This is a genomic window from Eleftheria terrae (assembly GCF_030419005.1).
GTDB classification, from domain to species: domain Bacteria; phylum Pseudomonadota; class Gammaproteobacteria; order Burkholderiales; family Burkholderiaceae_C; genus Caldimonas; species Caldimonas terrae.
This window is the reverse complement of record NZ_CP106951.1, coordinates 1634773-1659915: the sequence shown is the minus strand read 5'-3', so window position 1 is coordinate 1659915 and position 25143 is coordinate 1634773. Positions and strand designations below refer to the sequence as shown.

Here is a 25143-nt window from a genome sequence, read left to right as displayed (position 1 = left end):
TGTCCAGCCCTTCCTTCCGCGCATGGAATCGACAGCCTCCACCCAGACTTCAGCGACCTTGCCGTGCCAGGTGCGCTCCGTCGGCAACGCGGCCGACCTGGCCCGGCCAGGTACTTCGCTTGCTTCCCGGGGGCCGCGCGCGGCACTCGCCGCAGGGCGTTCCGGGGCCTGGCCCGTGGGTCGCCGTCGCGGCCTCGGGGCGGCAGCAAGGCCGGTGGGCCGAGGCGGCCCGGCAGCGAATGGGCCTCCCCGCGGGTCCTGCCGCCCGGCGCCGGCCGACGTGCGGGTGGCCGGCTCGTGACGGCCCGCGACAGCGCGGCCGGCGTGGCCGCTTCCTTCCTGGAGTTCCGCCGCTACCGGGCCGACTCGCCGCGCCCCCTCGAGGCCGGACGGCAGCTGCTGTCGCGGCGCATGCACGGGCCGTCCGAGGCGCTCGATTGCGCATCCCCCGCACTCCTGGCGCCGACGACGCCGGTGTTCGAGGAATGGCTGGTGCGCGGCGAGGTGCACACCGAGCGGCGCGGCTGCCTCAGCTACAGCACCGACGGCGACTGGCTGTTCGGCACCGCCTGTGTCGATGACACGGCGCTGGCCGGCGGGTTGGAGGCGGCTTCGCTGCAGGCCTATGCCGAGCTCTTCGAGCTGCTGGAAGGCCATGGCTGCCCGCAGCTGTTGCGGCTGTGGAACTACGTGGCCGGCATCAACCGGCCCGACGGGGGCCTGGAGCGCTACCGGCACTTCAACATCGGCCGCCAGCAAGCCTTCCTGGCGGCCCGGCGCAGCGCCTTCGACGGTGCACCGGCGGCCTGCGCATTGGGCACCGAGGGCGGCCCGCTGACGGTGCACTTCCTGGCTGGCCGGCGCTCGCCCCGCGCGATCGAGAACCCGCGCCAGGTCAGTGCCTACCACTACCCGAGCCAGTACGGCCCGCGCAGCCCGACCTTCTCGCGTGCGGCGGTGGCCGAGCTGGGGCCGCAACGCGAGGCGCTGTTCATCTCCGGCACCGCGAGCATCGTGGGGCATGCCACGCTGCACCACGGCGATGTGCGCCGCCAGACCGAGGAAACGCTGGCCAACATCGAAGCCGTCCTGCAGGCGGCGGCGTCGCACAGCCGCGCCGGCGGGCAGCACCGGCTCGACCGGCTCGACTACACCGTCTACGTGCGCGATGCACGCGACCTGCCCGCGGTGCGCGAGACGCTGGAGCGCAGCATCGGCGCCCAGTCGCCCGCCGCGCGGGAGGCGGTCTACCTGCGGGCCGACATCTGTCGGGCCGACCTGCTGGTGGAGATCGAGGCCCAACACATCGTCGATACAAAGGACCCGGCGTGATGCGCATCCGCAAGCTGCAACAAGGAGCCGTGGTGCTCGCCCTGGCGCTGGCCAGCCTGGCGGCCCGGGCCCAGGTGATCGACACGCCGACCACCGACAGCGCCGCCGCCGCCGGCCCGCGCGCCGACAAGCGCCAGCAGGCGCGGCCGTTGTGGGAACTGGGGCTGGGCGTGGGCGGGCTGAGCCTGCCCGACTATCGTGGCTCGGCCGAGCGCAGCAACTACCTGCTGCCGCTGCCCTACGTGGTCTACCGCGGCCAGTGGCTGCGCGCCGACCGGGAGGGCGCCCGCGCCGTGCTGCTGGACGGCCAGCGGGTGGAGGTCGACATCAGCCTCAACGGCTCGCCGCCGACCCGCGACAAGCCGCGCGGCGCCCGCGCCGGCATGGACGAGCTGCCGGCCAGCGTCGAGATCGGCCCCAACCTGAACATCACGCTCTGGCGCTCCGGCCCGCGCGGCGCCAAGCTCGACCTGCGGCTGCCGGTGCGCAGCGCCTTCACGCTGGAGCGCTCGCCACGCCACATCGGCAGCGTCTTCGCGCCCAACCTCAACCTCGACGTGATGGGCCTGCGGGGCGGCTGGAACCTGGGCCTGCAAGGCGGGCCGATGTTTGCCACCCGCCGCTACCACCAGCACCACTATGGCGTCGGCGCCGCCGACGCGCGCCCGGGCCGGCCGGCCTATGACGCGCCGGGCGGCTATTCGGGCTGGCAGACGGTGGCCGCGCTGTCGCGCCGCTTCGAGCGCACCTGGGTCGGCGCCTTCCTGCGCTATGACCACCTGGACGGCGCTGCCTTCGAGGACAGCCCGCTGGTGCAGCGCCGCCACCACCTGAGCGCCGGCGTCGGCGTGTCCTGGGTGCTGGCGACGTCCGGGCAGACCGTGCTGGTCGACGACTGAAGCCGAATCCAAGCGATGCTGGCGCGCGCGCTGCTCACTGCGTGGCTCTGGGTGCTGCTGCTGTGGCTGGGCCTGATCTCGCTGGCCTGGAACACGCTGGCCTTCCTGCTGCATCCGCTGCTGCCCGAGGGCCGCGGCGCTGCGGTCGGCCGTGCCGGCATCGCCTATGGCTACCGCTTCTACTGGGCCTGTGCGCGGGCCAGCGGGCTGATGCGCATCGACACCGAGGCGCTGGCTGCGCTGCGTGATGTGCCGGGCGGATTGATCATCGCGGCCAACCATCCCAGCATGGTCGATGCGCTGCTCATCGTCGCGCAGCTGCCACGCAGCGTCTGCATCATGAAGGCGGCGCTGGTGCGCAACATCTTTCTTGGCGCGGGTGCGCGCCTGGCGCGCTACATCTGCAATGACTCGCCGCGCAAGATGGTGCGCTGCGCGGTCGAGAGCCTGCAGCAAGGTGGCCAGCTGGTGCTGTTTCCGGAAGGCACGCGCACCGAGCAGGCGCCGCTGAACGCGTTCCGGCCCGGCATCACGCTGATCGCGCACAAGGCCGAGGTGCCGATCCAGACCGTCTTCATCGAGACCGACTCCCCCTACCTCGGCAAGGGCTGGCCGATCTGGAAGCTGCCGGCCACGCCCGTCGTGTTCCGGCTGCGCCTGGGCCGGCGCTTCGAGCCGCGGGCCGACCACCAGGCGGCGCTGGCCGAGCTGGAAGACTACTTCAGGAAGGAGCTGCAGCCATGAGCAGCGTCGCCGCCCCGCGCCATGCGGTCATCATCCCGAGCTACAACACCGGCCCGAAGGTGTACGAGACGGTGCGCGCCGCGCGTGCCCACTGGTCGCCGGTGTGGGTGGTGGTCGACGGCAGCACCGACGGCACCGCCGAAGGCCTGCAGCGCATGGCCGCCGAAGACCCCGACCTGCGGGTGCTGCTGCTGCCGCAGAACCGGGGCAAGGGCGCCGCGGTGCTGCTCGGCCTGCACGCGGCCCGGGCCGAGGGCTACACGCATGCGCTGACGATGGATTCCGATGGCCAGCACCCGGCCGAGCTGATTCCGCGCTTCATGCAGGCCTCGGCCGGGCGGCCGGACACCATGGTGCTGGGCCGGCCCATCTTCGACGCCAGTGCGCCGCTGCTGCGCGTGCGGGGACGCCGCATCTCCAACTGGTGGACCAACCTCGAGACCCTGGGCGCCGGCGTGGCCGACTCGTTGTATGGCTTCCGGGTGTACCCGGTCGACGCGCTGATCCAGGTGATGCAGGGCCAGCCCTGGATGCGGCGCTTCGACTTCGACACCGAGGCGGTGGTGCGGCTGGCCTGGCGCGGCGTGAAGCCGCTCAACCTGGACGCGCCGGTCAAGTACCTGCGGCCGGAGGAAGGCGGCGTCTCGCATTTCCACTACGGGCGCGACAACCTGCTGCTGACATGGATGCACACGCGGCTGATGCTGGGCTTCCTGCTGCGCCTGCCGCTGCTGCTGGCGCGCCGGCGGGCGGGCCGGCCGCCCTTCCAGGCTTGAAGGCCGGCGCCCCCCGCGCCGGCGAGCGCCGCGCCAAGGCCGCGCTGCAAGCACCGGTGGCGGCGCGACGCCGGGCGCCGCCGCCTGCTGCCGCACCGGCTGCCGGCTACGGCGCGCTGGCCGTGTTCGCGCTGGCCTACCGGGGGGCGCAGGCCTTCTGGGGAGTGCCGGCGCTGGTGCTGCCGGCCTACCTGGCTGCAAGCGTGGTGTGTTTCGCCGCCTATGCGCTCGACAAGCGCGCGGCGGTGCACGGGCGGCGGCGCACGCCCGAGCGCACCCTGTTGCTGCTCGGCCTGCTGGGGGGCTGGCCCGGCGCCATCGCGGCCCAGCAGGGCCTGCGCCACAAGTCCAGCAAGGCCGCATTCCGGCGTGTCTTCTGGGCCACGGTGGCGCTCAACATCGGCCTGTTCCTGGCGCTGTGCGCGCTGCTGGCGCGCGCTGCCGTCGCTTCAGCGTGAGGGGCCGGCGCCCTGGGCGTGGCCCTGCGGTGCCTGGGGGGCTGCCACGGCCGCAGCCGTCGGCGCCTCTTCGCCGCGCAGCACGTCCTGCAGGCGCTGCTCGTCGAGCTGGCCGCACCACTTGGCCACCACCAGCGTGGCGACGCCGTTGCCGATGAGGTTGGTCAGCGCACGGGCTTCGCTCATGAAGCGGTCGACACCGAGGATCAGGGCCACGCCGGCCACCGGCACATGGCCCACCGCCGACAGCGTGGCCGCCAGCACGATGAAGCCGCTGCCGGTGACGCCGGCCGCGCCCTTGCTCGTCAGCAGCAGCACCGCGAGCAAGGTCAGCTGCTGCACCAGCGTCATGGGTGTGTCGGTCGCCTGGGCGATGAAGACGGCGGCCATCGTCAGGTAGATGGAGGTGCCGTCGAGGTTGAAGGAATAGCCGGTGGGCACCACCAGGCCCACCACCGACTTGTGCGCGCCGGCGTGTTCGAGCTTGTGGATCAGCTTGGGCAGCACGCTCTCGCTGGAGGAGGTGCCGAGCACGATCAGCAGCTCTTCGCGGATGAAGCGCACGAAACGCCAGATCGAGAAACCGTGCGCCCGGGCCACCGCGCCCAGCACGCCGAAGATGAACAACAGGCAGGTGATGTAGAAGGCCGCCATCAGGTGGGCCAGCGACAGCAGCGTATCGACCCCGTACTTGCCGATGGTGAAGGCCATGGCGCCGAAGGCGCCGATCGGCGCCACCTTCATGATGATGCCGACGATGGCGAACAGCACGTGCGAGAGGCGGTCGATCAGCTGGTAGACCATGTTGTCCCGCCCGCCGAACTTCTGCAGCGCGAAGCCGAACAGCACCGAGAACAGCAGGACCTGCAGGATGTCGCCCTTGGCGAAGGCCTCCACCACGTTGTTGGGGATGACGTTGAGCAGGAACTCGGTGGTGCTGGCCATCTTGCCCGGGCCGACATAGGCGGCCACCGACTTGGTGTCCAGCGACGCCGCGTCCACGTGCATGCCAGCTCCCGGCTGCACCAGGTTCACCACCACCAGGCCGATGACCAGCGCCACCGTGCTCATGATCTCGAAGTAGAGCAGGGCCATGCCGCCGGTCTTGCCGACCTTCTTCATGTTCTCCATGCCGGCGATGCCCAGCACCACGGTGCAGAAGATGATGGGCGCGATGATCATCTTGATCAGGCGGATGAAGCCGTCGCCCAGCGGCTTCATCGATTCACCCAGCGACGGCCAGAAGTGCCCGAGCGCGACGCCCAGCGCAATGGCGAACAGGACCTGGACGTAGAGGATGCGGTAGAACGGCCGACGGGTGGGCGCAGAGGCTGGGGTAAGCCCGCTTGTGGAAGGACTCATCATCGATGTAGGGAGGAAGGTTTGCATCGACTCTAAGCGCCGGGTTCGCGCGGCCCGATGTGGATTTTGCGTAGGGGCGCGCTGAGCGGGCGAGCGGCAGGCCCTCGGGTGGCGCGAACGCACCCATGCCAGGGCGGGCGTGCGGAAGGCGGGCCGAGTTCGCACGCGCGCCTGGGTCGCAAGGCCTTGCCTGGTAGGGAGTGTGCAGGCGTTCTTGGCGCCATCGTCCCCGCAGCCGCGGCAAGGTGGGCGCCGCGGACCAGCGGGCTGCGCGGTCGGCAGGCCAGGCACCGGCCCGGCCTGCCTCGCGGCACTTGATGCGGCAGCGAGCCGCGCCGGCCTCAGAAGCGGTAGCTCACCGTACCCACCAGCTTGCGCTTGGTGCCGTACCAGCAATCGCCGCGATCCAGGCAAGCGGCGAAGTAGGTCTTGTCGGTCAGGTTGGTGGCGTTCAGTGCATAGGTCCAGTTGCCGCGTTCGAGCGAGACCATGGCGTCGAACAGCGTCACCGCTGGCGTCGAGAGCGTGTCGCTGCCATCCGAGGTCTTGCCGAGCCGGCGCACGCCGAAGCCGGCCTTCGCGCCCGGCACGCCCATGGCCGCGAAGTGGTGCACCGCCCAGAGCGAGGCATTGTGCTCGGGCACGTTGGGCAGGCGCGTGTCGGTCGCCTTGTCGCGCGTGTGGGTGCGGGTGAAGGCGCCGATCAGCTCCCACGACTGCACGCGGCCGGTGAAGGACAGCTCCAGGCCCTTGACCGCCACCTCGCCGCGCTGCAGCTGGTTGGTGGGGTCGGCCGGGTCCGGCATGGTGCGGTTGGTCTCCTTCGCGGTGTACACGGCGGCGGTGGCGCTCATGCGAGCGTCGGTGGGTTCCCACTTCACACCCAGCTCGACCTGCTTGCCACGCTTGGGCTTGAAGCTGCCGCTCTTGTTGAAGCCCGGCACCGGCTGGAAGGACTCGCCGTAGCTGGCATACGGCGCCCAGCCATGGTCGGCCAGGTAGACCACGCCCAGGTTCTTGGTCCAGGCCTGCTCATTGACGTCCTGGTTGGTGGACGGGCTCAGCTCGGTCTTCACCCGGTCGCGGCGCAGGCCGGCCACCACCACCCAGCGCTGGCCGAACTTCATCTGGTCCTGCAGCAGCAGGCCGTACTGGCGGGTGCGCGTGGTGCCGGAGCTGCCGGGCAGGGCGCTGTCGGCGCTCAGTGCCGGCGGGGTGAAGCGGCCGTACACCGGGGTGTAGACGTCCAGCGGCGTGGCCGCGCCGGCCCAGTAGAGCCGGGACATGCGCGAGCGCATCACGTCGACGCCCAGCAGCAGGGTGTGCTGCACGTCACCCGCCCGCAGCCGGCCTTCCAGCAGCAGGTCGCCGTTGGTGATGCGGCTGTCGTCGTCGGTGGCGTACCAGAGGCGGCCGAGCGAGCGGTCGTCGGCCAGGAAGCCGGTGGTGTAGTCGGCATACATGCTGCGCAGCTTGCCTTCCACGTCGTCATGGCGCAGGTGGTGGCGCAGCGTCCATTGGTCATTCAGGCGGTGCTCCAGCTCATAGCCCAGGCGCCAGCGCCGGCCGCCATAGGTGTCCCACCCCGGCTCGCTGACGAAGCGCTCCAGCGGGATCTTGCCTTGCGGCCCGGGATGGAGCGTGCCTTCCAGCGGGAAGAAGCCCTCGGTGTTGCCGCTGCGGTCCCGCTGGTACTGCAGATAGGCGGTCAGCCGGGTGCCGGGGGCCGCTTGCCAGGTCAGGGACGGAGCCACGTACTGGCGCTCCATGTCGGCGTACTGCACCTGGGTGCCGCTGTCGCGCGTCAGCGCCACCAGCCGGTACAGCAGGGTGGCGTCCTCGTTGAGCGGCCCGGTGAGGTCGGCGGCCAGTTGCTTGTGGTCGTGGTTGCCCAGTTGCACCTGGATCTCACGCTGCGGCTGGGCCTGTGGCCGCTTGGAGACGAGGTTGACCACGCCGCCCGGGCCGTTCTCGCCGCTCATCACCGACGCCGGCCCGCGCAGCACCTCGATGCGCTCGAACGCATAGGGTTCATTGCGCACCACCCCGTAGTACCCGGTCAGCGGCAGGCGCAGGCCGTCGAGCAGGATGGAGCCTTCGCTGCCGCCGCGCATCATGAACCAGTCGCCGCGGTTGTCGAGGCCGTAGACATCGGCCGTCACGCCGGCGGTGTAGCGCAGCACTTCCTGCAGCGTCTGGGCGTTCTGGTCGCGGATCTGCTCGGCGCCGATCACGCTCACCGATTGCGGCACTTCCTGCAAGGGCGTGTCGGTTTTGGTGGCGGTGGCGCTGCGGGTGGCCCGGTAGCCGGTCACCGGCCCGGTGGCGGTTTCGCGCACCGCAGTGGCACGCACCCGCACTTCCGGCAGCTCGGTGCCGCGGTCGGCGGCGGGCGGACGGTCGGCGGTCTGGGCCAGGGCCACGCAGCTGGTGGCTTGCAGGATCGCGGCGGTGAGTAGGCTGAGCCGGTGATGTGAGGCCATGAGGCCATGCTCCTAGCAACAGGACATCCGCATGGCTGGCTGGACCCGGAGCGGGGCGTGGCTGGCGCGGATCGCTTGCGGCATCCAAGGAAGGCAAGCACGGTCGAAGAAAAGCCGCGCCCCGGGTCGGTGGCACGGCACGAAAGACGTCAATGATAACGATTCTTATTCGTGCGAAGTGCCCGGGGGCGCGCAGCGACGCGAGGCCGCCAGGGGGCGGCGGCTCAGGCGGCGTTGGCGGGGGCAGCCGGCGCCAGCGGGCCCGCAGCCAGCCGAGCCAGCCACGGGCGGGTGCCGCGCACGGCTCGAGCGCCAGGCCGGTGGCCTGCGCCGAAGACGCAAGGCCCGCGCACGGCCGCGGCCGGCAGGCCGGTGATGGCGGGAGCGCCGGCTCGTCGGCGAAACAGCCGGTCAGCAGGCTGGGGTCCAGCGGCGCGACGGAGGCAAGGCGGCGATGCACGTCCATGGGTCCTCCCACAGGGCCAGGGGGCCGCGCTGCGGCGCGGCTGCGTTTGGTGCGGACGGCAAACCACCGCGCGTCCCGCGGCGCGCCGAAGGCGAAGCAGGCTGGCCGGCCGCCGCCCGGAGGCGATGGGCCGACCCTGGGGCGATGGCACTCGCAACAGGCGCACTGTCGCATCGAAGCCGCCGGCACCGGACAAGACGTGCATGCCGGCGGGGACAAGCCGGCCGGCGCCCGGCGTCAGCGCAGGGCCGGCCTGGCGGCTCTGACCGTCGGCTGCCACAGTCCCAGCGCCGGCAGCCAGCGGCGCAGCAGCGGGCTGGTGGCCACGGTGCTGGCGATGGCCATCAGCACCAGCATCGTGAACATCTGCGGGCCGATCACCCGCAGGTCGTAGCCGACGTTCAGCACCACCAGCTCCATCAGGCCGCGCGTGTTCATCATGGCGCCCAGCAGCCGGGACTCGTCCCGTCGCAGGCCGGCCAGCCGGGCCGCCAGGTAGCAGCCACCGAACTTGCCCAGCGTGGCGATGCTGATCACGGCGGCACACCACAGCCAGGCGGCACGGTCGGCCAGCGAGCCGATGTCGGTGCGCAGCCCGGTGTAGGCAAAGAAGACCGGCAGGAAGAACACGTCTACGAAACGGCCGACCCGCTCCTTCCAGGCGGCGGCGAAGCGGGCCCGGTCGTGCAGCAGCACGCCCAGCATGAAGCCACCGAACACCGCGAAGATGCCGAGCTCGTAGGTCGCCATGCCGCCGGCGAAGATGCCGGCCAGCACCACGCCCATGACCTGCCCGGACAGCTCGCCGTCACGCTCCACGCGGCTTTCCACCCAGCGCGCCAGCAGCGGCCGCACGCCCCACCAGCACACGGCGGCGAAGGCCAGCACCGCCGCCACCCGCAGGCCGAACCGGCCGCCGTCGAAGGGGGCGCTGGCCAGTGTCGTCACCAGCGCCAGGCACAGCCAGCCGGCCACATCGTTGATGGCCGCCGCGCTGATCGCGATGACGCCGAGCGGCGCGCGTGTCAGCCCGAACTCCATCAGCAGGCGCCCCAGCACCGGCAGCGCCGTGATCGACAGCGCGGTGGCGAAGAAAAGCGCGAAGGACTGTGCCGACGATGCGGGCCCGGCATAGGCGGCAGGCACCAGCGGAGCAAAGCCGAGGCCCAGGACGAACGGCACCGCGATGCCGGCCAGCGCCACGCCGAGCACGGCGCGGCGGTTGCGGCGCTCGCCGAGATGGCTGAACTCGAACTCCAGCCCGATCTGGAACATCAGCAGCAGCAGCCCGACCTGCGAGAGCAGGTCCAGCGGCAGCGGCGGGGTCGAACGAAACACGAGCCCGAAGGCCGCCGGTGCCAGCAGCCCGAACAGCGACGGCCCGAGCAGGATGCCGACGACGATCTCGCCGACCACCCGGGCCTGGCCGAGCTTCTGTGCGGCCGAGCCGCCAAGACGGCCGGCCAGCACGATGATGAGCAGCTGCAGCAGCGTGAAGAACAGCAGCTGCTCGCTGGCATGGACATGGGACGTCTGCATGGTGCTCCTCCTGGATCCGCCTGAGCGGAGGAGCCTTGCCCAATGCGAGAGGCGTGCCGGCGGCGCCCGCCGCCGGCTGTCCTTGCGGGCAGCGCCGCGCGGGCGTCAGACCATGCCGCCGTTGATGGACAGCACCTGCCCGGTGATGTAGCCGGCCTCGGGGCCGGCCAGGAAGGCGACCAGCGCCGCCACTTCCTCCGGCGTGCCGGCGCGCTTGGCGGGCACCAGCTGGGCGATGGTGGCGGCGTCGAAGACCGCGTCGGCCATCGGCGACTGGATGATGCCCGGCGCCACCGCGTTGACGGTGATGCCGCGGCTGGCCACCTCCAGCGACAAGGCCTTGGTGGCGCTGTTGAGCGCGCCCTTGGCTGCCGCGTAGTTCACCTGCCCGCGGTTGCCGGCCACGCCGGCCACCGAGGAGATGTTGATGACCCGGCCCCAGCGGGTGCGGATCATCGGCATCATGAGCGGCTGGGTGACGTGATAGAAGCCGTTCAGCGAGACGTCGAGCACCCGCTGCCATTGCGCCTCTCGCAGCGCCGGAAAGACGGCGTCGTCGTGCAGCCCGGCGTTGTTGACGAGGATCTGCACCGGCCCGGCCTGCAGCAGGGCGTCGATCGCCGCATGGGCGGCGGCGCGGTCGGTCACGTCGAAGGCGACGGCCTCGGCCGAGTGGCCTGCGGCACACAGCTCGGCGGCCAGCTGCTCGGCCGCCTCCAGTCGCGAGTTGGCATGCACGATGACATGGGCGCCCTCGCGCGCCAGCCGGCGGGCAATGGCGCTGCCGAGTTCGCCGCTGGCGCCGGTGACGAGCGCGCGCTTGGGGGGAAGGGGAGCGGTCATGGTGAGGGGCGGTTGCGCAGACAGGGTGGCCGGCTGGCTTCAGGGCAGCGGCAGGGGCGTGTCGAGCACGACGGCGGCGCGGCCCTCGGCCACCGGCTCGCCGGCATGGCGCACGCTGAAGGCGTAGAGGATCTGGCGCTCGTCGCCGGCCTGGCGGATCGCCTCCACTTCGAGCGGGCCGGGCAGGTCGTCGAGCCGCAGGCGGTGCCACTGCACACTGCGGGCGCTGGCCAGGAAGCCGGGTCGGGCCGTGCCACCGGCGGCGCGGGCCAGCAGGGCACCATGCAGGGCCATGGCCTGCGCCGCGTACTCGATGGCGGCGCTGGCCAGCAGCCCGCTGGCGCTGCGCAGCGGATGGTCGGGGCGGCGGTGGTTGCCGGCCTCGCAGCGGATGCGTTCGGCATCGCAGGACAGCAGGCGTTCGAGCAGGCACATGCTGCCGGCATGCGGCACCAGGGCGGCAATGCCCGCGTGATCGAGGTGGGCCGGCAGGGGGAGTGGCGTCGCCGTCATGGCTGCAGCAGCACTTCCAGGTGCAGGCCGGACTGGTAGTCGAGCACCACACGCTGCTCGCCGCCCTCGGCCAGCGCCTGCAGCAGTGGCAGCACCCGGGCGGCCGGGACGATGCGCCGCAAGCCTTCCAGCGCCGGGTCGCGGCAGGGCGTGGGCGAAACGCCAGCGGCCGCCGCCGCCAGCGGCCGCACGCTCAGGCGCGGGGTGCCCGCTGCCGGGTCGCCCAGCACCAGCCCGACCGCGAAGCTGTCGCTGATCGGCCGCACCGTGTGCAGCGGTTCCGGATAGGCGGTGTCGCTGGCCACCAGCAGCAGCTGGCTGCCGGGTGCGCGCTGCGCCAGCGCTTCGACCAGCCCGGCTCCAAAGCTGGCATCGTGCGCACACAGGCTGGTCGAGGCGGCCCGGCTGCCGACGGCGATGTGCCAGTACCCGGCTGCGGCGTTGTGGACCGAGTTGGTGAACCGGGTCGGCGAGATGAGCCGGTCGTCGCCGGCCAGCACTTCGCACAGCGCGTGGCAGTTGGCACCGTCGCCGCTGGACGAGGTGAAGACGGTCGGCAGGCCCTGCGGGTCCACCGCGGCATCGGCGCAGGCGGCTTCGGCGGCCGCCATCGCCAGCTTGATGGCCAGGCCGGCGCGGCGTCGCTCGGCCGCCGGCAGCCGCTGCGGCGCCGGCACCGCGCTGGCGGTGGGCTGGTAGGGCTGCTGGCCGGCCAGCACCGCGCGGGCTTCGGCCCAGCTGGGCAGGCCAGGGCCGACCAGACCGATGCCATGCAGGGAAACGGTGAGGGCGGGCATCAGGCGGCTCCGAACACGAGGCTGGCGTTGGATCCGCCGAAGCCGAAGGAATTGCTGAGCACCGCCTGCAGCGGCGCCGTCTGGTTGCGGTCAAGGTAGCGGACCTGCAGCGCGGGATCGCGCTCGCGCAGGTTCAGGCCGCCAGGCATCAGGCCATGCTGCAGCGCCAGCACGCACAGCGCCGCTTCCACCGCACCCGCCGCGCCCAGCGTGTGGCCGGTGGCGCCCTTGGTGGAGCTGCACGGCGTGTCATGGCCGAACACCTGGCTCACCGCCCGGTCCTCGGCCGCATCGTTGCCCGGCGTGGCGGTGCCATGCAGGTTGATGTAGTCGATGTCCGATGGAGCCAGGCCGGCTTGCGCGAGTGCCTCGCGCATGGCGGCCACTGCGCCCGCCCCTTCGGGATGGGGCGAGCTCATGTGGTGGCCGTCGCTGCTTTCGCCGCAGCCCAGCAGCCAGGCGCGCGGCCCGGCGCAGTCGCGCTCGATCAGCGCGAAGGCGCCGGCCTCGCCGAGCGAGAGCCCGCGCCGTTGCGCATCCCAGGGGCGGCAGATGTCGGGCGAGAACAGCTCCAGCGAATTGAAGCCATAGAGGGTGGTGAGGCAGAGGCTGTCGACGCCGCCCACCACCGCGGCATCGACCCAGCCGGCCTCGATGAGGCGGGCGGCCGAGGCGAACACCTTGGCGCTGGAGGAGCAGGCGGTGGACACCACCATGCCCGGCCCCGTCACGCCGAGGGCGGCCGCCACGAAGGCGGCGAGCGAGCCGGTGTTGTGCGTCTCGGCATAGTGGAAGTCGGCCGGCAGCGCGCCGCTGGCGTCGCGCCGCCGGTAGGCCAGCTCGGTCTGCAGGATGCCGGAGGTGCTGGTGCCGAGCAACACCGCAACGCGCTCGGCCCCCCAGCGCTCGCGGGCCTGGTGCACCGCCTCGAAGAAGCCGTCCTGCTGCAGGGCGAGCCAGGCCAGGCGGTGGTTGCGGCAGTCGTAAGCGGCCAGCGCCTGCGGCAGTTGCACCGCGTCCAGGCCCTTGACCTCGCCGACATAGCCGGGCAGGTCCACATCGGCGAAACGGCAGGGCGCCAGGCCGCTGCGGCCGGCCTGCAAGGCCGCCAGGTGGGCGGCCTGACCGGCGCCCAGTGCGCTGGTGGCGGTGATGCTGCTGATCGGCAGCGGGTTCTTCTTCATGCGCAAGCTCCTGCGTCGCTGCGGCGGCGGGCCACCAGCAGGACGTTCGCGAAAGGGGTGCCCTGGCTCATCGGGCGAGGCTGCACCTCGAAGCCAAGTGCCCGCAGCTGTTCAATCCAGGCGGCCAGGGGCCGGCCATAGGTGGGCGGCACACGGTGGCCGCGCACGCGGGTGACCAGCCGGTCCACCCACTGGCTGATGGCGTAGCCGCGCTTCTGGGCGGCATCGCCCACCCGCAGCAGCAGCACGCCGCCCGGCGAGAGCGCGGCATGCACGCGCCGCAGCACCGCGTCCTGCTCGGCATGGCCGATGTAGTGCAGCACGTCGAGGATGACCACCGCCTCGCTCGGCGGGAACTCGGCCTGGCGCATGTCGGCGCAGACGAAGCGGGCGGCCTCGCCTTCGCCGGCCAGGGCAGCCCGCGCCCGTGCGACGTCGCGCGGCATCAGCTCGATGCCGGTGACGCGCGTGCCGCAGGGTGCCGGTGCCCAGCCTTCGGGCCAGTCGCCGGGAGCGCTGCGGCCGGCGCTGAGCAGCAGGCTGGCCAGCACGCCCTGGCCGCAGCCGATGTCCAGCACCCGGGCCGCCGGCGGCACCAGGCCCTGGCTCAGCAGGTGGCGAAACACCGGGTCCATGCCGAGCTTGCCCCGGGCGAAATGCCAGGCGAAGCGGCCGGCGCTGCGGTAGGGCGCGGCGGCGGTCTCGCGCAGTCGGTGCCAGGCGGCGTCGGGCGTCGGGCGGCTCATCGGGCAGCCTCGGCCATGCCGGGCAGGGGCCGGCGGGCGGCCGGGGCGGCAAGCGCCTCGGGCAGCGTCACCGGGCGCAGCCCGGCGGCGGCGCAGCGCTGCAACAGGGCCGGCAGCACCTCGAGCACCACCGGGCGGCCGGCCGCGGTGCGGGCCGCATGGCCGTCGTGCAACAGCAGGATGTCGCCGGCGCCCAGCCCATCGCTCAACCGGGCCAGCACCCGGGCCGGATCGCGCTCGCGGGTGTCGTAGCCGCGCCGGGTCCAGCTGGCCAGCAGCAGGCCGTGGCGGTGCAGCACCGGTGCAAGGAAGGGGTTGCGCAGGCCGGCCGGGGCACGAAACAGCGTGGGTGCCTGGCCGGTCAGCCGGGTGAAGGTCGCCTGCGAGGTGGCGATCTCGCGCTCGAAGCCGCCCGGACCCAGTAGCGAGAAGCGGTGCGAATGGTGCTGTGTGTGGTTCTGCACGCTGTGCCCGCGGCGCAGGATGTCCTGCAGCAGCGCAGGATGGCGGGCTGCCCGCTCGGCGATGCAGAAGAAGGTGGCGCGGGCGGCGTGCGCGTCGAGCAGGTCGAGCACGGCGGGCGTCACCTCGGGATCGGGGCCGTCATCGATGGTGAGGGCGATCTCGCAGCGGGCCGCTGCGTCGGCCGGCAGCCGCGTCAGGTTCGCGCCCAGCCAGCTCGAACGTGGCCACAAGCCGGCGGCGGTGATGATGGCATGGTTGGCCAGCAGCAAGGCCAGGCCCCAGCGCCAGCCCTCCGGTACGGCGAGCGGCAGCAACGCGGCCGCCAGGTGGCAGGCAGCGCTGAGCTTCAGCAGCGGCGGCACGGGCCAAGCGGGCGGGAAGGTCGGCAGGGACGTCATGGCTCTTGCGGAAGCGCCGCTCGGGCGCTGGCGGCAGGCCCCGGGTTCGGGGTCGATCAGCGGGCGGATTGTCCCACACGGGCTGCCGCCGGCACCTCCCTAGAAGGAGCGATGAAGGCCGCCGCCAGCACCAGCGCCAGCAGCGCGCCAGGCGCCACCACCAGGCCGATGCCGGCCAGCGCCGGCACCCCGGCAGTGGCCAGCACGCCGAAGGACACCACGGTGGTGAGGTTGGCCATCATCAGTGAGGCCAGCGTCTCGGCATCGGCCTCCCCGGTGTGGCGCAGGTGGTCGAAGAACAGGGCGTAGTTCGAGCCCACCGCCACCACCAGCAACAGGCCCACCAGGTGCAGCACGCCGAGCGGCACGCCGGCCGCCGTCAGGCCCGCCAGTAGCAGCGCCACGCTGGCGGCCAGCGGCAGCGTCACCGCCAGCAGCCGGCGCAGCGAGCGCAGGTGGGCGCCCAGCAGCAACAGCACCGCCAGCGCGCCCAGGCCCGCCTGCCACTGCGCCTCGCGCAGGTAGTGGCGGTAGAGGCCGTCGAGTTCGGCCTGGATCTGCACCACCCGCGTGTCCGGCAGTCCGGCCAGGGCCGCCCGCAGCGAGGTGCCGTCCAGCGTGGGCTGCGGCGGCAGCTGCAGGTGCAGCAGCACCGTCCACGGGCCGCCGGCGTGGCCCGGCAGCAGTTGTGCCTGCAGCGCGCTGTCGAGCGGCGTGCCGGCCAGGCTGGCCCGCGTCAGCGGTGGCAGGCGGCGCTGGGCCTGCACATCGTCGATGAAGGGCTGCATGCGGGCGGCCGGCAGCGGGCCGCCCTCGGCCGCCTCGGCCAACCGGGCGCGCAGGGTGTCGGCGTTGGGCAGGGCGCGCTGGCGGGCCCTCTGGGTGGCCGGGCTGGGCAGCAGCTTGGCCGGCGACTCGTAGCCCAGCAGCCGGCCGTCGGCCACCAGCGCGTCCAGCCGCCGGCCGGCCTGCTCGGCGCGCTCCAGCGCGGTGGCTTCGTCCGGTGCCTCGATGGCGATGAGTGTGCCGGCTTCGGAGGCACCCAGGTCGGCACGCAGCGAGGCATCCAGCTGCAGCGCGGCCGGCGCGACCGGGCTGAGCGAGGCCAGCGTGCCCCGCCAGGCACTCGGCTGCAGTGCCAGCCAGGCCAGGGCCGCCACGGTCAGCGCAGCCAGCGGCCAGCGCCAGCGCGGCAACGCCGCGGCGGCGCGGGCCACCGCCCGGCCCAGCGGGCGCCGCAGGCCGAGGCCGGCGGCGCCGTCGGGCGCCAGGCAGGGCAGCAGGTGGCGGGTGGTCAGGGCTGCCGCCGCCAGGCCGGCGAGCGAGAACACGCCCAGCTGCGCCAGGCCCGCAAAGCCGGAGAAGGCCAGCGCGGCGAAGCCGGCCATCGAGGTCCACAGGCCCAGCCGCACCGTGGGCCAGCTGTGGTGGCGCCAGTGCAGATGGCCCTGGCCGGCGGGGGCGGCAGCCGGGTCCGCCGGCCGGGCCTGGATGAGGTAGTAGATGGCGTAGTCCACCGCCTCGCCGATCAGCGTGGTGCCGAAGCCGAGCGTGATGCCGTGCACCTCGCCGAAGCCCAGGCTCACCGCGGCAATGCCGGCCAGCACGCCGCTGGCCACCGGCAGCAGCGCGATGCCGACCGCCGCCAGCGAGCCGAAGGCCAGCAGCAGCAGCGCGACCATGGCCACCGTGTCGATGGTGGCCAGCCGCTCCACCTCGGCCTGGATCTGGCCGCGCGCCTCGACGCTCATCACGCCGGGGCCCGACAGCTCCAGCTGCAGGCCGCGGCCGGCCAGCGGCACAAAGGCGCGGCGCACTTCGGCGACGGCGGCGGCCTGCGCATCGAGGTCGGCGCCCTCCGCCCGCGTGGTGGCCACCAGCAGCGCACGGGGCTGCTGGCGCGACATCCACACGCCGGCCTCGATGCGCGGCGCGCTGGCCGGCATCATCGCCTCGGCCATGCGCACGGTCTCGCCGGTGGGGTCGCGCCACAGCAGCGGCTTGATCATGCTGCCGGCCGGCGTGCCGAGCAGCGAGGCGGTGTCGGCCAGGCCGTCGCGCAGGCCGTTCACGGTGAAGCGCTCGGCGTCGACCGCCGGGCTCAGCAGGTAGCGGTGGTCGAGCAGGAAGCGGCCGGCCTGCTGCCAGGCGGTGTGGTCGCCGTTGTGCACGGCGTCGAAGTGGCCGCTGGCGCGCAAGCCGGCGGCCAGCGTGCGGGAGGCCTCGGCCCGCGTCGTGGCATCGGCGCCGCGCAGGCCGATCAGCATCACCCGGGCGGTGCCGCCCCGCTTGAGCTGCTCCAGCAGCACGCGCTGCTCGCCGCTCGGCGCACGGGGCAGGAAGGCCGACAGGTCGGCCACATAGCTGGCGCGCCAGGCCAGGCCCAGCGCCAGCAGCATCAGGGCCAGCCAGGCCCACAGGGCCGGCTGCCGAAGCCAGCGGCGGTTCATCGGCCGGTGCCCGGCGCCAGCGTCTCGATCTGCATCACCGACGAATCACCGTCGGCCAGCAGGATGCGCACTTCCCGCAATTGCGCCTGCTGGCCCAGCACGGTGACACGTGCCACCTGGCCGCGCAGGCGCGGCTCGCGCGGCTCCAGCTCCAGCGTCCAGCGCTCCAGCGTGCCGGACAGGCCGGGGATGAAATGCCGCTGCAGCGCCGCGGCATTGCCGGTGAGCGTGCCGCGCACCGCCTCGACGATGGCCTCGGCCTCGGGCGCGCTGTCGAGCGCCAGCGTGCGGCTGCGGCTGCCCTGGCTCATCGTGACGTGGTTGCCGGTCACCGCGAGACGCTCCTGCCGCGGCTTGAGCGTCTCGCGGACAAAGACATCGGGCGCCTGGAACGACAGGCGGCCGGACGATTCGAGCGTCGTCTGCAGCTCGCCGACCCGGCGCTTCTCGACAAAGCGCGCCTCGCCCGACTTGACCTGGGCCAGCGCCTGCATCAGCTGCGCCAGGCTCAGCTCGCCGGCCGCCAGCGCAGGCGCGCACAAGGCCAGCCCGGCGGCCAGCCCGACGGCCGCCAGCAGCCGGCGGCGCCAGCACGCGGGGGCAGCCGGCTCAGGCCGTGAGGGGAGGATGCGGGGCAGCGGGTCGGTCATCGTCGGCAGTGGGTGAGACCTGGGGCGGCGGCTCGGCCGCACTGGCCCAGAAGTCGAAGAAGTTGAACCAGTTGTAGGGCGACTCGCGGCACAGCCCTTCGAGGATGGCGACATAGCGGGCGACGGCCTCGCCGATGGCGGCATCCAGCGCCGCCTGGCCGCGCGGCCGCTGCCGGAAGTCGGCCACCGGCAGGAAGCGCAGCTCGTAGCGGCGCCCGCCATGGTAAAGGCCGGCCATGAAGACAACCTGGCGGCGCAGCAGCGCGGCCAGCCGGAACGGGCCGTCCGAGAAAGCCGCCGGCTGGCCCAGGAAGGGCAGCTGGTGGGTGCCGGAGCGCTGGCCCTGGGCCGGCAGCGTGCGGTCGGCCAGCAGCCCGGCCACGCCGCCGTGGTCGAGCCAGTCGCGCAGGCTCAGCATGGCCTCCAGGCGGCCCAGCGCGATGGTGTGGAGCTCGGCCGCCGGGGCGATCGCCTTCAGCGTGCTGTTGATGAGCCGGGCATTGTCTTCGTACATCACCATGGCCACCCGCAGGCCGCCGTGCGACTGCCCGAGCGCCCGCAGCGCCTCGAAGCTGCCGAGGTGGGCCCCGACCAGCAACGCGCCCTCGCCCTCGGCCAGCACGGCGTCGAGGTGCTCCAGGCCTTGCAGCTGGATGTCGAATTCGTCGAAGCGCTCCTGCAGCAGGTAGACGCGGTCGAGCACCGTCGCCGCGAAGTGGTGCAGGTGGCGATAGCGCTCCCGCCAGCCGGGGGGGCGTTGCAGCACCCGCCCCAGGTACTGGCGCGAGGCCCGACCGGCTGCCGCGCCAAAGCAGAGGAAATAGAGCGTGATCGGGTGCAGCACCGCCCGGGCCACGCGCCGGCCCAGCGTGGTGGCGATCCAGCTCATCAGCCGCAGCGTGCGCGCATTGCTGCGCTCGCGCTGCCCGGTCCACGCGGTGGGGGCGGCGGCATTGCCGGCGGCGGAGGCGGAGCGGTCGTGCATTGGCAGGCCCGGATCAGCGGCCAGGCAGCGCCGTGTCGAAGTGGCCACTGGCAGCAGTGGCCTCGCCCGCCTCATCCAGCCGCGTCGCATCGAAGCGCAGCCGTGCGCCGGCGGCCTCCCAGCTCAGCCGCAGCCGGGCACCCGGGCCCACCGGCGCCAGGAACTTGACCGCGCCGAGCCGGGGCGCCGGCCCCAGCAGCCGCGCCGCCTCGGCGTCGGCGAGAACGGCTTCCATCAGCTCGGCCAGCAGCACCACCCCCGGCAGGATGGGATGGCCGGGAAAGTGGCCGGCGAAGCTCGGGTGGTCGGCAGGGATGCGCAGCTCGCAGCTTGGCATGGCAGGCGGCTGGTCAGGCGGTGCCGGCGGCGGCCTCGCCGGGCAACAGGTGGGCGGCCAGGGCGGCCAGGCGAGCCGCCGGCAGCTTGCCGGTCGCATCGCGCGGCAAGGCGTCCAGCGCAATGATGCGGCGCGGCAGCAGCACCGGGTCGATGCGCTGGCGCAGCTCGGCCAGCAACTGCTCGCGGGCGAGGCCCGGGGCAACGACAAAGGCCACTGGCCGGGCCACGTCTTCCACCTCGCCGGCCGGCGGCAGCCAGAAGACACCGTCGTGCACGCCGGCGATGCTGTTGAGGTGGTAGTTGAGGTGCGACAGCGAGCTGCGCTTGCCGGCCACGTTGATCAGGTCGTTCGAGCGTCCCAGCAGGCGAAAGCGGGTGTCGTCCAGCACCTCGAGCACATCGGCCAGCGCGGTGGCTTCCGGCACATGGCCGCCCTGCACCCGGCACGCTTCCCCGTCGCCGCTGAGGACCAGGCCCTGGAAGGTGCGCCACTCCGGGCCTTCGGTGGTGCGGCGGGTGGCAACCTGGCCCGCCTCGGTGCAGCCGTAGATCTCCATCAGCGGCGCGCCGAAGGCTGCCTCGGCCCGCGCCGCCAGTTGGGGCGACAGCGGCGCGGTGGCACTCACGCACAAATCGACCGGCGGCAGCGCCAGGCCCGATTCGAGCAGTGTCTTCAGGTGGAAGGGCGTGGTCACCAGCACCCGCGGGCGCGGCAGGCGCTGCAGCGACTGCACGATGTCGGCCGGGAAGAAGGGGCGCTCCACCGCAAAAGCGGCGCCGCCCAGCATCGCGACCAGCACGGTCGACTCGAAGCCGTACATGTGGTGCGCCGGCACCGTGCCGACGAAAGTCACCCCCTGCAGGTCGGGCCGGCCCAGGTGCTCGGCAATGCGCTCCGCGGCAGCACTGATGTTCTGCACCAGCCCGCCCCAGCGCTTCGCGTGCACGCCCGGCGTGCCGGTGGAGCCGGAGGTGAGCACCCGGGCGACCACGGCCTGCGTGTCGATCAGCGGCACATCACCGGCATGGCCGCCAGCCGTGCCGGCGAGCGCCGGGAAGGGCCGGCTCGGCATCGCCAGCGCGGGTGCCACCTCGTCGGCCAGCGCATAGGCCTGCGGAAACAGCGCTGCCAGCCGGGCGATGGTGTCCGGCGTGTGGTTGGGCGGCAGCAGGTTGCACTCGCCTTGCAGCAGGGCCGCGCCCAGCGCCAGCGCGAAGCGGTAGCGGTCGGCCGTCATGGCCAGCAGCGGCCCGCCGGCCGGCAGCGCAGCCGCCAGCGCATGCAGCTCGGCCAGGTAGTGGCTGCGGCTCACCGGCTGGCCGTCGCGCCAGGCCAGCGGTGCGTCGAGCCCGGCGCCGGCCAGCAGGGGCAGGGCGGTGGGCAGGCTCATTGCGGACGCTCCTTGCCGCAGCCCGGCTGGTACTGGCTCCAGGCGCGCACCGCCGCGGTGATGCTGACTCGCTCGAACTCCGGGTGCAGCCGGTAGCGCAGCAGGTATTCCCCGGCGAACAGCAGCACCAGCGACAGCGGCGTCAGCACATTGGCAAACAGCGACCAGGCGGCGAACGGCGCCCACGCGAACAGGCCGAGCGACACGCTGGTGATGGCGAAGAAGTAGCCGGTCCAGACGCCGGTGAGTCGGCGGGTGTACTGGGCCAGCCCCGGGCTCAGGCCCCGGTGGGCCCGCGCTGCAAGCAGCGAGATCAACGGCTGGTGGCCGGCGCGCAGGGTGCTGCCGAACCACCATCCCAGACCCAGGTGGATGCCGGCATGCTGCGCCAGGTAGAGCCACTGTGGCGACACCTGGCCACCGTGCGCGGCTTGTGCCGCCAGCGCGGTGCCCAGCAGCGCCAGCAGCGCCGCCACCATGCGCTGGCCGCTGCGCCACAGGCTCAGCAGCGCCAGCCCGGCCACGGGGCCGAGCAGCACCGCGAGGGCCAGCGGGCGGTCCGCGGCGTGGGTCATCAGCTGGTGCGACAGCACCGCGTAGGCGAGGCCGCCGGCCGCCCCCAGCAGGTAGCGGGCGCGGGTGTCCATGATCAGGTGGTGCGGTGGTCCGCGATGTGCCGGGTCAGGCTGGCCAGCGACGAGAAGATGCGCACATTGTTCTCGTCGTCCGAGCGCAGCTGGAAGCCATAGCGCTTGGACACCACCAGGGCCAGCTCCAGGATGTCGATCGAGTCCAGCCCCAGGCCTTCGCCGTAGAGCGGCGCTTGCGGGTCGATCGCGTCGGCGGCAATTTCCAGGTTGAGGCTTTCAACCAAGAGCGCGGCCACCTCCCGCTGCAAATTCTCGTCGGCAGAAGTCATGCTTGCCTGTCCTGTACCTCGGTATGTCTCATCGCCCCCCTCGGGCGAATTCAAGCGGCTGCAGCCGGTGTGCGCGCTGCAAGGCGCGCCTGTGGCTGCATCGCATGGCGCGGACACCTGTTCTTGTTGGGCGCTGCGGCCTCGTGTCCGGCACCCCCGCAGGGCGCGGGTGCCCTGCCGTAGGAGGTGGGGCAGTTTAGCAGAGGGGCGCGGCGGCCCGCCTCCCCGCTTTGGGGGTGCGTGTGAAGGAGTACCATGACTCACTGCTTCTCATCTTGCCCATCGCGCCCGGGCCCGTGGGCCGAATCAGGACACGCATCGTGCCCGTGCTGCAGAAATCCCCGCCCGCCGATCCTCACAGCGACCTCGTCCACCTGCCTCACACGCCCTTGCCCGATTACTACAAGTCGGGCGACGCTGCGGAGCGCGAGCGCTTCCTGCGCACCACCTTCGACGACACCGCGGTCGACTACGACCGCCTGGAGCGCATCCTCGGGCTCGGCACCGGCTCCTGGTACCGGCGCCAGGCGCTGCTGCGGGCCGGTTTGAAGCCGGGCATGGACGTGGTGGATGTCGGCATGGGCACCGGCCTGGTCTCGCGCGAGATCCTGCATGTCACAGGCGAGCCGGCCCGCCTGGTGGGGGTGGACCCGAGCCCCGGCATGATGGGCCAGGCCCGGCTGCCAGCGGAGGTGCGGTGTCGCGAGGGGCGGGCCGAGGCCATGCCCCTGCCCGATGCAAGCGCCGACTTCATCGTGATGGGCTATGCGCTGCGGCACATCGCCGACTTCTCGGCGGCCTGCACCGAGTTCCGCCGTGTGCTGCGGCCGGGCGGCACGCTGCTGATCCTGGAGATCACGCGGCCCGAGGGCCGGCTGGCCACCGCGCTGCTGAAGGCCTACATGCGCGGCGCCGTGCCGCTGATGGCCCGCCTGGTGTCGCGCGCCCGTGCCACGCCGATGCTGTGGCGCTACTACTGGGACACCATCGAGGCCTGCGTGCCGCCGGCCGAGGTGCTGCGCACGCTGGCCGGCTGCGGGCTGCAGGCGGCCGAGCGCTACGTCGAGCTGGGCATCTTCTCGGAATACCGCGCCCGCGGCTGAGCGGAAGGCGCGCGTGCGCCCGCTCAGCTGCCGGCGCCGGCCGACTCAGCCAATGCGGCCGAGCAGCAGGTATTCCATCAGCGCCTTCTGGACGTGCATGCGGTTCTCGGCCTCGTCCCAGACCACCGATTGCGGGCCGTCGATCACGTCGGCGCTCACCTCCTCGCCGCGGTGCGCCGGCAGGCAGTGCATGAACAGCGCGCCCGGCTTCGCGGCGGCCATCATCTCGGCATCCACGCACCAGTCGGCGAAGGCCTTCTTGCGTGCCTCGTTCTCGGCTTCGAAGCCCATGCTGGTCCAGACGTCGGTGGTCACCAGGTCGGCGCCGCGGCAGGCATCCATCGGGTTGCGGAAGGTCTGGTAGCAGGAGCGGTCGGTGATGCCGGCCAGCTGCGGGTCCACCTCATAGCCGCCGGGCGTGCTGACATGCACCTTGAAGCCCAGCACCTCGGCGGCCTGCAGCCAGGTGTTGGCCATGTTGTTGCCGTCGCCCACCCAGGCCACCGTCTTGCCCTGGATCGACCCGCGGTGCTCGATGTAAGTGAAGATGTCGGCCAGGATCTGGCAGGGATGGAACTCGTTGGTCAGCCCGTTGATGACCGGCACCCGCGAGTAGGCCGCAAAGGCCTCGATCTTCGCCTGCTCGAAGGTGCGGATCATCACCAGGTCGACCATGCGCGAGATCACGCGCGCGCTGTCCTCCACCGGCTCGGCGCGGCCGAGCTGGCTGTCGCCGGTGGTCAGGTGCACCACCGAGCCACCCATCTGGTACATGCCAGCCTCGAAGCTGACGCGGGTTCGCGTGGAGGCCTTCTCGAAGATCATCGCCAGCGTGCGGTCGGTCAGCGGCGTGTACTTCTCGTAGTTCTTGAAGCGCTGCTTGATGATGGCCGCACGCGCGAACAGGTAGGCGTACTCCTCGGTGCGGAAGTCCTTGAACTGCAGGTAGTGCTTGAGCAGCGTGTTTCCGGGTTTCATAAGGCACTCATGCAGCAAGAGGTTCAGACAGGAACTGCTTGATCAGCGGGCAGAGCAGGGCCACCACCTGGGCTGCTTCGGCCTCGCTGAGGATCAGTGGCGGCACCAGGCGGATCACCTTGTCGGCAGTGACGCTGATCAGCAGGCCGGCTTCCATCGACCGGCCCAGCAGCGCGCCGCAGGGCCGGTCGAGCTCGATGCCCAGCATCAGGCCCTGGCCGCGGATGGCCGTCACGCCGGCCACGCCTTCCAGCTCGCGCACCAGGCCGGCGCGCAGGGCTTCGCCGACGCGGGCCGCGTTCTCCAGCAGCCGGTCTTCTTCCATGATGCGCAGCGTCTCGACGCCGGCACGCATGGCCAGCGGGTTGCCGCCGAACGTGGTGCCGTGGTTGCCCGGCTGCAGCACGCCGGCTGCCTTCGGCCCGGCCACCACCGCGCCGATCGGCACGCCCGAGCCCAGGCCCTTGGCCAGCGGCATCACGTCGGGCACGATGCCGGCCCACTGGTGGGCAAACCACTTGCCGGTGCGGCCGATGCCGCACTGCACCTCGTCGATCATCAGCAGCCAGTCGCGCTCGTCGCAGATGCGGCGCACCGCTTGCAGGTACTCGGCACGGGCCGGATTGACGCCGCCCTCGCCCTGGATGGTCTCCAGGAAGATCGCCACCACATTGGGGCGGCTGCGCGCGACCTCCTCGATGGCGGCCACGTCGTTCAGCGGCACCCGCACGAATCCCGGCACCAGCGGCTCGAAGCCCTTCTGCACCTTTGCATTGCCGGTGGCCGACAGCGTGGCGATGGAGCGGCCGTGGAAGGCCTTCTCGTAGACCACGATCTCGGGCATCTCGACGCCCTTCTCGTGGCCGTACTTGCGCGCGATCTTCAGCGCCGCCTCGTTGGCTTCCAGGCCGCTGTTGCAGAAGAAGGCGTTGCTCAGCCCGGACAGCTCCACCAGCTTGGCGGCCAGCTGCTCCTGCAGCGGCACCTGGTAGTAGTTGGAGCAGTGGATGAGCTTGCTCACCTGGTCCTGCAGCGCCGGCACCAGGCGCGGGTGGGCGTGGCCCAGGGTGTTGACCGCGATGCCGCCCAGCGCGTCGAGGTATCGTCGACCCTCGGTGTCCCAGACCCAGGCACCCTCGCCGTGCGACAGCGCGATCGGCAGGCGGCCATAAGTGTTCATCACATGGGGCATCGGGTTTGTCATCGCTTTCTCCGGGGCGTTCATGGCAGACCAAAAACAAAAACCGCGGAGGCAGCCCGGCACCACAGGGCCGGCCCAACTCCGCGCTGGAAGTCCATTCTATCGGCCAGCCGGCGAAAGCC

General features: G+C 72.3%; 24 protein-coding genes. 6 read left to right on the top strand and 18 right to left on the bottom strand.

What is annotated here, in order from left to right; translation table 11 throughout:
- Window positions 1-297: 297 nt before the first annotated feature.
- The 5 genes from N7L95_RS07335 to N7L95_RS07315 are packed head-to-tail and all read left to right on the top strand — an operon-like array spanning window position 298 to window position 4209.
- A complete protein-coding gene (locus N7L95_RS07335; RefSeq protein WP_301259170.1) occupies window positions 298-1332 on the top strand; it encodes a chorismate transformation FkbO/Hyg5 family protein in 1035 nt (344 codons plus the stop codon).
- Entirely contained in the window at window positions 1332-2231 is a 900-nt protein-coding gene (locus N7L95_RS07330; protein ID WP_301259169.1) for a MipA/OmpV family protein, read from the top strand. Before N7L95_RS07335 ends, N7L95_RS07330 begins: the two co-directional genes overlap by 1 nt.
- 15 nt (window positions 2232-2246) lie before the next feature.
- The gene (locus N7L95_RS07325; RefSeq protein ID WP_301259168.1) at window positions 2247-2975 is read left to right on the top strand and encodes a lysophospholipid acyltransferase family protein; all 729 of its coding nucleotides are present in this window, start codon (window positions 2247-2249) and stop codon (window positions 2973-2975) included.
- Window positions 2972-3751, top strand: a complete 780-nt coding sequence (locus tag N7L95_RS07320) for a glycosyltransferase family 2 protein (RefSeq protein ID WP_301259167.1) — start codon at window positions 2972-2974, stop codon at window positions 3749-3751. Before N7L95_RS07325 ends, N7L95_RS07320 begins: the two co-directional genes overlap by 4 nt.
- Window positions 3748-4209: a DUF1294 domain-containing protein gene (locus N7L95_RS07315; protein ID WP_301259166.1), complete on the top strand. Its 462-nt coding sequence runs from the start codon at window positions 3748-3750 to the stop codon at window positions 4207-4209. Before N7L95_RS07320 ends, N7L95_RS07315 begins: the two co-directional genes overlap by 4 nt.
- Here the strand turns inward: N7L95_RS07315 and N7L95_RS07310 are convergent.
- From N7L95_RS07310 to N7L95_RS07235, 16 genes are all read right to left on the bottom strand, one after another.
- Complete coding sequence (locus tag N7L95_RS07310; protein WP_301259165.1) at window positions 4201-5571, bottom strand: dicarboxylate/amino acid:cation symporter; 1371 nt, start codon at window positions 5569-5571, stop codon at window positions 4201-4203. The genes N7L95_RS07315 and N7L95_RS07310 overlap by 9 nt on opposite strands.
- 341 nt (window positions 5572-5912) lie before the next feature.
- Window positions 5913-8054 carry a TonB-dependent siderophore receptor gene (locus tag N7L95_RS07305; RefSeq protein WP_301259164.1) on the bottom strand — a complete coding sequence of 714 codons (2142 nt, stop codon included), beginning with the start codon at window positions 8052-8054 and terminating at the stop codon, window positions 5913-5915.
- Window positions 8055-8757: 703 nt separating this feature from the next.
- Window positions 8758-10059, bottom strand: coding sequence for a cation:proton antiporter (locus tag N7L95_RS07300; RefSeq protein ID WP_301259163.1), 1302 nt, complete (start codon window positions 10057-10059; stop codon window positions 8758-8760).
- Window positions 10060-10164: 105 nt separating this feature from the next.
- Window positions 10165-10902: a 3-oxoacyl-ACP reductase FabG gene (fabG, locus tag N7L95_RS07295; RefSeq protein WP_301259162.1), complete on the bottom strand. Its 738-nt coding sequence runs from the start codon at window positions 10900-10902 to the stop codon at window positions 10165-10167.
- A 39-nt stretch (window positions 10903-10941) separates the two neighbouring features.
- Window positions 10942-11415 carry a hotdog family protein gene (locus N7L95_RS07290; RefSeq protein ID WP_301259161.1) on the bottom strand — a complete coding sequence of 158 codons (474 nt, stop codon included), beginning with the start codon at window positions 11413-11415 and terminating at the stop codon, window positions 10942-10944.
- Window positions 11412-12212 (bottom strand): beta-ketoacyl synthase chain length factor, encoded by an 801-nt coding sequence (locus N7L95_RS07285; protein WP_301259160.1) that lies wholly within the window; start codon window positions 12210-12212, stop codon window positions 11412-11414. Before N7L95_RS07285 ends, N7L95_RS07290 begins: the two co-directional genes overlap by 4 nt.
- A complete protein-coding gene (locus N7L95_RS07280; RefSeq protein ID WP_301259159.1) occupies window positions 12212-13396 on the bottom strand; it encodes a beta-ketoacyl-[acyl-carrier-protein] synthase family protein in 1185 nt (394 codons plus the stop codon). Before N7L95_RS07280 ends, N7L95_RS07285 begins: the two co-directional genes overlap by 1 nt.
- Window positions 13393-14142 carry a class I SAM-dependent methyltransferase gene (locus tag N7L95_RS07275; protein ID WP_301259158.1) on the bottom strand — a complete coding sequence of 250 codons (750 nt, stop codon included), beginning with the start codon at window positions 14140-14142 and terminating at the stop codon, window positions 13393-13395. Before N7L95_RS07275 ends, N7L95_RS07280 begins: the two co-directional genes overlap by 4 nt.
- Window positions 14139-15005, bottom strand: a complete 867-nt coding sequence (locus N7L95_RS07270) for a polysaccharide deacetylase family protein (protein WP_301259157.1) — start codon at window positions 15003-15005, stop codon at window positions 14139-14141. The genes N7L95_RS07275 and N7L95_RS07270 overlap by 4 nt, the downstream gene beginning before the upstream one ends.
- Before the next feature lie 56 nt (window positions 15006-15061).
- Window positions 15062-17455, bottom strand: a complete 2394-nt coding sequence (locus N7L95_RS07265; protein WP_301259156.1) for an MMPL family transporter — start codon at window positions 17453-17455, stop codon at window positions 15062-15064.
- Window positions 17452-18105, bottom strand: coding sequence for an outer membrane lipoprotein carrier protein LolA (locus N7L95_RS07260; RefSeq protein WP_301259155.1), 654 nt, complete (start codon window positions 18103-18105; stop codon window positions 17452-17454). The genes N7L95_RS07265 and N7L95_RS07260 overlap by 4 nt, the downstream gene beginning before the upstream one ends.
- Window positions 18065-19090 carry a lysophospholipid acyltransferase family protein gene (locus N7L95_RS07255; RefSeq protein WP_301259154.1) on the bottom strand — a complete coding sequence of 342 codons (1026 nt, stop codon included), beginning with the start codon at window positions 19088-19090 and terminating at the stop codon, window positions 18065-18067. The genes N7L95_RS07260 and N7L95_RS07255 overlap by 41 nt, the downstream gene beginning before the upstream one ends.
- A 13-nt stretch (window positions 19091-19103) precedes the next feature.
- Complete coding sequence (locus N7L95_RS07250; protein ID WP_301259153.1) at window positions 19104-19427, bottom strand: ApeI family dehydratase; 324 nt, start codon at window positions 19425-19427, stop codon at window positions 19104-19106.
- A 13-nt stretch (window positions 19428-19440) separates the two neighbouring features.
- Window positions 19441-20820 carry an AMP-binding protein gene (locus N7L95_RS07245; protein ID WP_301259152.1) on the bottom strand — a complete coding sequence of 460 codons (1380 nt, stop codon included), beginning with the start codon at window positions 20818-20820 and terminating at the stop codon, window positions 19441-19443.
- Window positions 20817-21467: a COG4648 family protein gene (locus N7L95_RS07240; protein WP_301259151.1), complete on the bottom strand. Its 651-nt coding sequence runs from the start codon at window positions 21465-21467 to the stop codon at window positions 20817-20819. The genes N7L95_RS07245 and N7L95_RS07240 overlap by 4 nt, the downstream gene beginning before the upstream one ends.
- Before the next feature lie 2 nt (window positions 21468-21469).
- Window positions 21470-21739, bottom strand: a complete 270-nt coding sequence (locus tag N7L95_RS07235) for a phosphopantetheine-binding protein (protein ID WP_301259150.1) — start codon at window positions 21737-21739, stop codon at window positions 21470-21472.
- A gap of 326 nt (window positions 21740-22065) precedes the next feature.
- Between N7L95_RS07235 and N7L95_RS07230 the strand changes: the two genes are divergently transcribed.
- Window positions 22066-22842 carry a class I SAM-dependent methyltransferase gene (locus tag N7L95_RS07230; protein ID WP_363324863.1) on the top strand — a complete coding sequence of 259 codons (777 nt, stop codon included), beginning with the start codon at window positions 22066-22068 and terminating at the stop codon, window positions 22840-22842.
- A 45-nt stretch (window positions 22843-22887) separates the two neighbouring features.
- Here N7L95_RS07230 and argF read toward each other — a convergent pair whose 3' ends face one another.
- Both argF and N7L95_RS07220 read right to left on the bottom strand, forming a co-directional pair.
- Window positions 22888-23820 carry an ornithine carbamoyltransferase gene (argF, locus tag N7L95_RS07225; protein ID WP_301259149.1) on the bottom strand — a complete coding sequence of 311 codons (933 nt, stop codon included), beginning with the start codon at window positions 23818-23820 and terminating at the stop codon, window positions 22888-22890.
- A 7-nt stretch (window positions 23821-23827) separates the two neighbouring features.
- Window positions 23828-25024 carry an aspartate aminotransferase family protein gene (locus tag N7L95_RS07220; protein WP_301259148.1) on the bottom strand — a complete coding sequence of 399 codons (1197 nt, stop codon included), beginning with the start codon at window positions 25022-25024 and terminating at the stop codon, window positions 23828-23830.
- Window positions 25025-25143 lie beyond the last annotated feature (119 nt).

Coding starts and splice junctions, on each gene's coding strand:
- N7L95_RS07255 (WP_301259154.1), bottom strand. CDS start 19,090: ATGCACGACCGCTCCGCCTCCGCCGCCGGCAATGCCGCCGCCCCCACC.
- N7L95_RS07235 (WP_301259150.1), bottom strand. CDS start 21,739: ATGACTTCTGCCGACGAGAATTTGCAGCGGGAGGTGGCCGCGCTCTTG.
- N7L95_RS07250 (WP_301259153.1), bottom strand. CDS start 19,427: ATGCCAAGCTGCGAGCTGCGCATCCCTGCCGACCACCCGAGCTTCGCC.
- N7L95_RS07325 (WP_301259168.1), top strand. CDS start 2,247: ATGCTGGCGCGCGCGCTGCTCACTGCGTGGCTCTGGGTGCTGCTGCTG.
- argF (WP_301259149.1), bottom strand. CDS start 23,820: ATGAAACCCGGAAACACGCTGCTCAAGCACTACCTGCAGTTCAAGGAC.
- N7L95_RS07275 (WP_301259158.1), bottom strand. CDS start 14,142: ATGAGCCGCCCGACGCCCGACGCCGCCTGGCACCGACTGCGCGAGACC.
- N7L95_RS07310 (WP_301259165.1), bottom strand. CDS start 5,571: ATGAGTCCTTCCACAAGCGGGCTTACCCCAGCCTCTGCGCCCACCCGT.
- N7L95_RS07260 (WP_301259155.1), bottom strand. CDS start 18,105: ATGACCGACCCGCTGCCCCGCATCCTCCCCTCACGGCCTGAGCCGGCT.
- N7L95_RS07265 (WP_301259156.1), bottom strand. CDS start 17,455: ATGAACCGCCGCTGGCTTCGGCAGCCGGCCCTGTGGGCCTGGCTGGCC.
- N7L95_RS07330 (WP_301259169.1), top strand. CDS start 1,332: ATGCGCATCCGCAAGCTGCAACAAGGAGCCGTGGTGCTCGCCCTGGCG.
- N7L95_RS07280 (WP_301259159.1), bottom strand. CDS start 13,396: ATGAAGAAGAACCCGCTGCCGATCAGCAGCATCACCGCCACCAGCGCA.
- N7L95_RS07300 (WP_301259163.1), bottom strand. CDS start 10,059: ATGCAGACGTCCCATGTCCATGCCAGCGAGCAGCTGCTGTTCTTCACG.
- N7L95_RS07285 (WP_301259160.1), bottom strand. CDS start 12,212: ATGCCCGCCCTCACCGTTTCCCTGCATGGCATCGGTCTGGTCGGCCCT.
- N7L95_RS07270 (WP_301259157.1), bottom strand. CDS start 15,005: ATGACGTCCCTGCCGACCTTCCCGCCCGCTTGGCCCGTGCCGCCGCTG.
- fabG (WP_301259162.1), bottom strand. CDS start 10,902: ATGACCGCTCCCCTTCCCCCCAAGCGCGCGCTCGTCACCGGCGCCAGC.
- N7L95_RS07305 (WP_301259164.1), bottom strand. CDS start 8,054: ATGGCCTCACATCACCGGCTCAGCCTACTCACCGCCGCGATCCTGCAA.
- N7L95_RS07245 (WP_301259152.1), bottom strand. CDS start 20,820: ATGAGCCTGCCCACCGCCCTGCCCCTGCTGGCCGGCGCCGGGCTCGAC.
- N7L95_RS07220 (WP_301259148.1), bottom strand. CDS start 25,024: ATGACAAACCCGATGCCCCATGTGATGAACACTTATGGCCGCCTGCCG.
- N7L95_RS07240 (WP_301259151.1), bottom strand. CDS start 21,467: ATGGACACCCGCGCCCGCTACCTGCTGGGGGCGGCCGGCGGCCTCGCC.
- N7L95_RS07290 (WP_301259161.1), bottom strand. CDS start 11,415: ATGACGGCGACGCCACTCCCCCTGCCGGCCCACCTCGATCACGCGGGC.
- N7L95_RS07320 (WP_301259167.1), top strand. CDS start 2,972: ATGAGCAGCGTCGCCGCCCCGCGCCATGCGGTCATCATCCCGAGCTAC.